We start from the raw sequence: 7,060 nt of genomic DNA on the forward strand, positions 1-7,060 counted from the left end.
GGTCCATTCGGTGGTTCCACCCATCACTATGCCGATGTCAGCCTCAACAGCCTTTTGTATCGCTACGAACTTGATCTGCGCGACTTCGCGCAACAGCTCGGCAAAGCCGATGACGTGAAACGTTGGACTCAGGCAGCAGCCGCACGCAAGGTAGCGATGAACAATTACCTGTGGCGTCCCGAATTGGGCATGTATCGCGATTACGACGTTGTCGCCGGAAAACCCTCCGACGCACCGTACCTCACCACGTTCTATCCGCTTTGGGCAGGCGCTGCGTCTGCAGAGCAGGCGGCATCGGTGCGCAGCAAGCTACCTGTCTTCGAACTCAAAGGTGGCCTGGCGATGGACAATCAGCCCAGCGGCACGCAATGGAACAGTCCGTTTGGATGGGCACCGACCAACTGGCTGGCCGTATCGGGGCTTGATGCTTACGGATTCCATGACGATGCGCGTCGTATCGCGGCGAAATTCAACGCAACGATCGACCGCAGTTTTGCCGCAGACGGAACCATCCGCGAGAAATACAACATGGAACTTGGCAACGCGGATGTGAAAGTCAGTGCCGGCTACAGCCAGAACGTGATTGGCTTCGGCTGGACCAACGGCGTGTATCTGAAGATGCAGCAGATCTTGAACGGCGATGCCGGCAAGATGCCAACACATGCGCCTGCGGACAAGTAATGCAAGCGTAGCGCCGATCCGCGAATAGGCCTTTTGAGGGAATACGTTATGCGTGCACTACATCGTTCCATCCTCGCGCTGTGCTGCAGCACGATCGGCGCGTCGGCATTGGCACAAAACAGCTCGCCAGGCGTGACGCCCGATGGCACCGTAACGTCGCCAGCCGTCACGGTGCCTTATTCAAGCCTCGCATCGCCAGAAGCGCGCGCCTTCTTTCCAAAGATGCTGGCCGCGGGCAGCAAGGCGCCGCCCTTGAATGCTCCGATCGCGCAGAACCGCGCGTTCTATGACCGCATGAACAGCGACCGCGCTGCGCGCATGGAAAAGATCTATCCCGTCAAGATTCATAGCGAAACGATTGCAGGAGTAGGCACGGATGTCGTGGTGCCGGCGCAAGGTGTGTCGTCGGAGAACGCGCATCGCGTATTGGTAAATCTGCATGGCGGCGCGTTTCTGTGGGGTGCGCACAGCGGCGGACTGGTCGAATCCATTCCCATCGCGAGCATCGGCCGGATCAAGGTGATCACGGTCGATTATCGGCAAGGCCCTGAACACACCTTCCCGGCTGCCAGCGATGATGTAGAGGCGGTCTATCGTGCCCTGCTCAAGCAATACAAGCCCGAGGAAATCGGCATCTATGGTTGCTCTGCAGGCGGTTTTCTCACTGGCGAAGCGGTAGCACGCTTCATCGCCGACAAAGTGCCGGTGCCCGGCGCCATTGGGACGTTCTGCGGTTCGGTGGTCGAGATAACGGGCGATTCTGCCTATGTCGCCCCGGTATTGAATGGCCAGGGAGTGCCTGCGCATCTCTTAGGCTTCACGGATCTGCCCTATTTCCGAGGCGCCAAAGCCAACGACCCACTGGTGTTCCCCGGACTATCCCCGACGTTGCTGGCCAAGTTTCCGCCCACGCTGCTGATCACAGGGACCCGCGACATGACGATGAGTTCGGTGATCTACAGCGACGAGCTGCTCAATCAAGCCGGCGCAAAAACTGAACTGCATGTGTGGGAGGGTATGTGGCACTCTTTCTTTTCGGACCCAGAGCTGCCCGAGTCGAAGCAGGCATATCAAGTAATCGTGAATTTCTTCCTACGCCACCTCGAGCCATGACGTGATAGGCACGCCGCGCTTTACCACTTGCAAGCGCGGCGAGTATCCTGAACGGCAACCCTTACCCGCCCCGTGAATCATGAGCCAACAGACCGTTCTGGTCATCGATGACGAACGCGACATCCGCGAGCTGCTGACCATCACGCTTGGACGCATGGACTTGAAAGTCGATGCCGTCGGTACGGTGGCAGAGGCGCGAGCCGCGCTGGCCGAGCACACCTACGACCTTTGCTTTACGGACATGCGCCTGCCCGATGGCAGCGGCCAGGAAGTGATCGAGCTGATCGCAGAAAAGTACGCCGACACCCCGGTGGCCATGATCACGGCATACGGCAATGTGGACGCAGCGGTCACCGCGCTCAAGGCAGGTGCTTTCGACTTCGTTTCCAAGCCGGTCGATATCCAGATGCTGCGCCGTCTGGTGCGCACGGCACTGAAGCTGGCCGAGGAAAAGCGTACCGGCGCCAGCGCCGGTACGGTTGCGCCGGGCGCGGGCAGTCGCCTGATCGGCGATTCGACAATCATGCAGCAGGTGCGCAGCACGATTGGCAAACTCGCGCGCAACCAGGCGCCGGTGTACATCGCCGGTGAATCGGGTGTGGGCAAGGAGTTGGTCGCTCGCCTCATTCACGAACAGGGGCCGCGTTCGACTGGTCCCTTCGTGCCGGTGAACTGCGGGGCGATTCCGTCGGAACTGATGGAAAGCGAATTCTTCGGTCACCGTAAAGGCAGCTTCACCGGCGCCAGCGCCGACAAGGAGGGCCTGTTCCAAGCCGCTCACGGCGGCACGCTGTTCCTGGACGAGGTGGCGGAGTTGCCGCTGCATATGCAGGTGAAGCTGTTGCGTGCGATCCAGGAAAAAGCCGTACGCCCGATCGGTGCGCGCGAAGAAGTTGCGGTGGACGTGCGTATTCTTTCGGCCACGCACAAGAATCTTGCGGCACTCGTCGATCAGGCCCAGTTCCGCCAGGACCTTTTCTATCGCATCAACGTGATCGAACTGCGTGTGCCGCCGTTGCGCGAACGCCGCGGCGACGTCTCGTTGCTGGCGGACTTCGTACTCAAGCAACTGGCCAACAAGAGTGGCGGCACGCCCGTGCGCCTGCTGCCGGAAGCGCGTCAGGCGCTGGAGAGTTACGACTTTCCCGGCAACGTGCGCGAGCTGGAAAACATTCTGGAGCGCGCGGTGGCCATGTGCGATGGCGACCGCATCGACGCCAGCGATCTGATGTTGCCGCAACGACAACCCAGGCAGGGTTCGGACGCCGCACCGGCCATGTATGGACATCAGGCAAGTATGCCCAGCGGGCATGCTGCGCCACCACCTACCGGTCAAGCGGCACACCCGCCTTCCGGTGAAGTGCCGCTGGACGATTACATCAGCAATCTCGAACGCACGGCCATCATGAAGGCGCTGGAAGAGTCGCGTTACAACAAGACGGCCGCCGCGCGAAAACTCGGTATCACGTTCCGCGCGCTGCGTTACAAGCTGAAAAAGCTTGGGATCGACTAGATACCTTTCTCACAAGCCGGTAGCACACCGCGTCTGAACCGTCATTCCCGCGAGACGCTTCACAACAGCGAAGCTGGTCAAGCAAGAATGACGAGCAAAAGCGTCAGTCCAGCTCGCCGCTCACACGATCCGACTCGTCCTTGCGCAGCATTTCGCGCACGGTTTCCAGCAGCACTCGCGTGCTTACCGGTTTGTTGAGCCGGCGAAGCTGGCCGGGTACCGCGAACTTGTCATCAGCCGGTGAATCGTCGGGGCGGCACAAGAGCAACACGCCGTTGTGATAGCCGTGCTGACTTAGCGCCGCCAGCGTGCGCTCGCCCGTGAAAAGACTCATGTCGGCGTCCATCACGACCAGATCGGGCAAACTCACCGCTTCGATCCATTGCAGCGCCGCGGTGCCGCTCTGACTGGCGTGCACCTGATAACCCCACGTGTCTAGCGTATCGGTCAAGAGCGTGAGCTGACCGGCTTCTTCCACCACCAGCAAGACGTGCTCGGCATTGCCGTTCAACGTGGTGTCGCCTTCCACCATAGCGGACGTATCCAGCGCGGGCTGCACGAGCGGAATGTAGAGCTCGAAACAACTGCCTTCACCCAGAACGCTATCGATACGCATCGTGCCGTTGTGGCTGGCGACAATGCGACGGCAGGAAAGCAGACCCAGTCCCGTGCCGTTTTCCTTGGTGGTGAAGAATGGCTCGAACAGGCGCTTGCGCACGTCGTCGGTCATGCCCTGCCCGGTGTCGCTGACGATCAGACGCACGTAGTCGCCGGGAATCGCTTCTTCGTGCTCTTCGAAGAACGTGTTGTCCAGATGTATTTTCCGGGTGGCGACGCGCAGGATGCCGCCGTTGGGCATCGCCTGGATGGCGTTGAGGCAAAGATTGAGCAGGCATTGCTGCAACTCGGTGTGATTGCCTTCGAAGCAAAGTTCGGGATCGTTGACCTCGATGTCCAAATGCACGGTGCGCGGCACGCTGCCCTGCAATAGCAATGAAAGCGCATCGGTCAGTCCACGCACGCGCACCTGCTCCGCACGGCGCGCACCGCGTGCAAAGGACAACATCGACTGCACCATCTCGATGCCGCGCCGACCGCAGTCGCGCACCAGCGCGCCCAGGCGTGCCAGGCGCGGATCATTCTGATAGTCCTGCAGACTGTCGCCTGCTAGCAATAAAGGTTGCAGCAAGTTGCGCAGATCGTGGCTGAGACCGCCGGCGAGCATCGCCAGACTTTCGAAACGCTGTACGCGAATCAGCTCGGCTTCGGCGCGCGCACGCGCGCGCTTTTCCTCCGCTTCGCGCATGGCGCGGCGCACAGCGCTGGCAAGACGCGCGGGATTCTGTTTGAGGATGTAATCGGTCGCGCCTTCGCGCAGTGCTTCAATGGCCGCCTCTTCACCCAACGTGGCAGAGACGTAGATAAAAGGAATGTCCACGCTCTGGTCGCGCAGCAGTTGCAGCGCGCGCTGACCTGAAAAGCCCGGCATGCTCAAGTCCGAGAGCACGATGTTGGGCTTGAATTGCTGCAGCGTCAGGACGAAGGCAGGCTCGTCATCGACCAGACGTACGTCGTAGTCGATGCCGTCGGCCTGCAATTCGGTGAGTACCAGCTCGGCATCGAGTGGGCTGTCCTCCACCTGCAATATGCGAATACGCGGCAGCAATCTCTGATGGTTGGACTTGTCCGGCATCCCCTTGGGCCTTCTCGGTCAACTCACCCATCATATTTCAATGCGTTGCAAGGGGAAGAGGTCGAAAGCCGGGTTTTCGCCCGCCCGCGCAGATGCGGCGCGGAATGCGTCAATCCTGCTCGGGCGCCTGATTGAGCACCGCCCAGAACTGACCCAGCGTCCGCACGGCCTGGAAAAACTGCGAAACATCCACCGGCTTCATGACGTAAGCGTTTACGCCCAGGTCCCAGCTGCGGATCAGGTCGCTCTCCTCGCGCGAGGAGGACAGGATGACCACCGGCGTGCGGCGGAAACGCTCATCCGCGCGCATCTGGGTGAGCACTTCCAGGCCGTCCAGGCGCGGCATCTTGATATCCAGAAGCACGACCGCAGGATCTTCCTCGCCCCGGCCGGCGAACGCGCCGCGTGCGTAGAGCCAATCCAGGCACTCCACGCCATCTTCGACGTGCATGACGGGATTGGCCAGATTAGCTTCGCGCAAGGCATCCATGGTCATTTCGGCGTCGACCAGGCTGTCTTCAACCAAAAGAATGGTGCGTAATGGACCGTGTTTCATGGTGATAACCACTGCTGTGTATCCGGCGGTTCGATGGCCGAAAGCGTGAAGTGAAAACGTGCGCCTTTTCCGGGCTCGCCTTCCGCCCAGACCTGGCCACCATGCCGCATGATGATGCGCCGCACGTTCGCCAGACCAATACCGTTGCCCGGAAATTCACTCGCTTTGTGCAGGCGCTGAAATACACCAAAAAGTTTGTCAACGTAACGCATATCGAAGCCGGCGCCATTATCGGAAATCGTGAATACGTAGTTGCCCGCATCGTCGCGCTTGACGGAAACCTGGATTTTCGCCGCATCGCGTTGACCGGTGTATTTCACGGCGTTACCCAGCAAGTTCTGCCAAACCGTGCGAAGCATGTTTTCATCGCCCACCACCACCGGTAGCGCTTCGATGTCCCAGACGATGTGGCGGCCGTGCGCGTCCGACTCGCAGAGCACGCGCGCTTCCTCGACCAGGGTCTGCATGTCCACGCCTTGCAACCGCAACGCGCCGCGGCCAAGGCGTGAAAAGACCAGCAGATCGTCGATCAGCTGCGCCATGCGGCGCGAAGCGTCGCGAATCACACCCAGATAATGGAGGGTGGTGTCGTCGACCTCGCTGCCCAGATGGTGCTCCAGCTTCTGCGCGAAAGCGGCGATATGTCGCAATGGCGCGCGAAGGTCATGCGACACGGAATAGCTGAAAGCTTCCAGCTCGCGGTTGACGTCGGTGATCTGCGCAACCTTGCCTTCGAGCTGATGATTGAGCTCATTTACTTGTTGTTCGACCAGCGCACGTGCTGTGACATCGCTGACGGTCAACAACAGAGACGGATTGGCGCTGTCTTGTTGCTGCAGGCGTCGTGCATTGATCACGACATGCCGCTCGATACCGTCGACGGTGCGCTGGGTCAGCTCGTAATCCCACAATTCGCGGTCGCGCAGCAAAACGTCGCGCAAGCGTTGTTGCAGCACTTCGTCCGCCCATGCGCCCTGGCCGATGTCGTCGAGGTATTCGGCATGGCTGTTCTCCGACACGCCGTACAACTCGCTGAAAGCGGCATTCACTAGCAATGTGCACAGATTGTTGTCGAGCAATGCGATGGGTTCGCGCACGGCCTGAAAGATCAGCTGCGAGCGCTGCACCGCTTCGCGTTCACCGATCTCGGCGCGCAGGCGCTTGCCAATCTGCCGCTCCGACACCACGACGACGATAGTCAGCATCAACAACTGCGCAGCGGCCGTGACCGCCAGCACCAGGCGATTGTTGATCGATTGCTGCCTGGCACGTTCCTGCCGCTGTTCGAGTTGCTGCCGCGCGTTGTCGACGATCATCCCCGCGATTTCGTCGACCCGGAACAAGGCGTTGGCGTCGCTCATGGCCTGATCGGCGCCGGTGCGATCATTTTGCTGGTAGTTCTGAAACGCTTTGTGCATCAGGGCGAGGCGACCGTTTTCCACGGCGGCCAGTTGTTCGACCAGATGCTGTTGGCCAGGGTCGTCGGCGGTGAGCTGGCGCAGTC

6 protein-coding genes are annotated in these 7,060 nt (G+C 60.4%); 3 read left to right on the plus strand and 3 right to left on the minus strand.

Features of this window, described 5'->3' with window-relative positions:
- From VK725_RS05610 to VK725_RS05620, 3 genes are all read left to right on the plus strand, one after another.
- Positions 1–681: trehalase family glycosidase (locus VK725_RS05610; protein WP_325317073.1), on the plus strand; the 681-nt coding region annotated here is incomplete at its 5' end.
- A gap of 48 nt (positions 682–729) precedes the next feature.
- Positions 730–1,794 (plus strand): alpha/beta hydrolase, encoded by a 1,065-nt coding sequence (locus tag VK725_RS05615; protein WP_325317074.1) that lies wholly within the window; start codon positions 730–732, stop codon positions 1,792–1,794.
- A 79-nt stretch (positions 1,795–1,873) separates the two neighbouring features.
- Positions 1,874–3,307 carry a sigma-54 dependent transcriptional regulator gene (locus VK725_RS05620; protein WP_325317075.1) on the plus strand — a complete coding sequence of 478 codons (1,434 nt, stop codon included), beginning with the start codon at positions 1,874–1,876 and terminating at the stop codon, positions 3,305–3,307.
- A 103-nt stretch (positions 3,308–3,410) separates the two neighbouring features.
- Here VK725_RS05620 and VK725_RS05625 read toward each other — a convergent pair whose 3' ends face one another.
- From VK725_RS05625 to VK725_RS05635, 3 genes are all read right to left on the minus strand, one after another.
- Entirely contained in the window at positions 3,411–5,000 is a 1,590-nt protein-coding gene (locus tag VK725_RS05625; RefSeq protein ID WP_325317076.1) for a response regulator, read from the minus strand.
- 109 nt (positions 5,001–5,109) lie between these two features.
- On the minus strand, positions 5,110–5,556 hold the full coding sequence (locus VK725_RS05630) for a response regulator (RefSeq protein ID WP_325317077.1): 447 nt from the start codon (positions 5,554–5,556) through the stop codon (positions 5,110–5,112).
- A partial coding sequence (locus VK725_RS05635; protein WP_325317078.1) for a sensor histidine kinase occupies positions 5,553–7,060 on the minus strand: 1,508 nt, incomplete at its 5' end. The genes VK725_RS05630 and VK725_RS05635, both read right to left, overlap by 4 nt.

It is taken from the genome of Dyella sp., from assembly GCF_035486915.1.
GTDB lineage: Bacteria > Pseudomonadota > Gammaproteobacteria > Xanthomonadales > Rhodanobacteraceae > Dyella_B.

Coding starts and splice junctions, on each gene's coding strand:
- VK725_RS05615 (WP_325317074.1), top strand. CDS start 730: ATGCGTGCACTACATCGTTCCATCCTCGCGCTGTGCTGCAGCACGATC.
- VK725_RS05620 (WP_325317075.1), top strand. CDS start 1,874: ATGAGCCAACAGACCGTTCTGGTCATCGATGACGAACGCGACATCCGC.
- VK725_RS05625 (WP_325317076.1), bottom strand. CDS start 5,000: ATGCCGGACAAGTCCAACCATCAGAGATTGCTGCCGCGTATTCGCATA.
- VK725_RS05630 (WP_325317077.1), bottom strand. CDS start 5,556: ATGAAACACGGTCCATTACGCACCATTCTTTTGGTTGAAGACAGCCTG.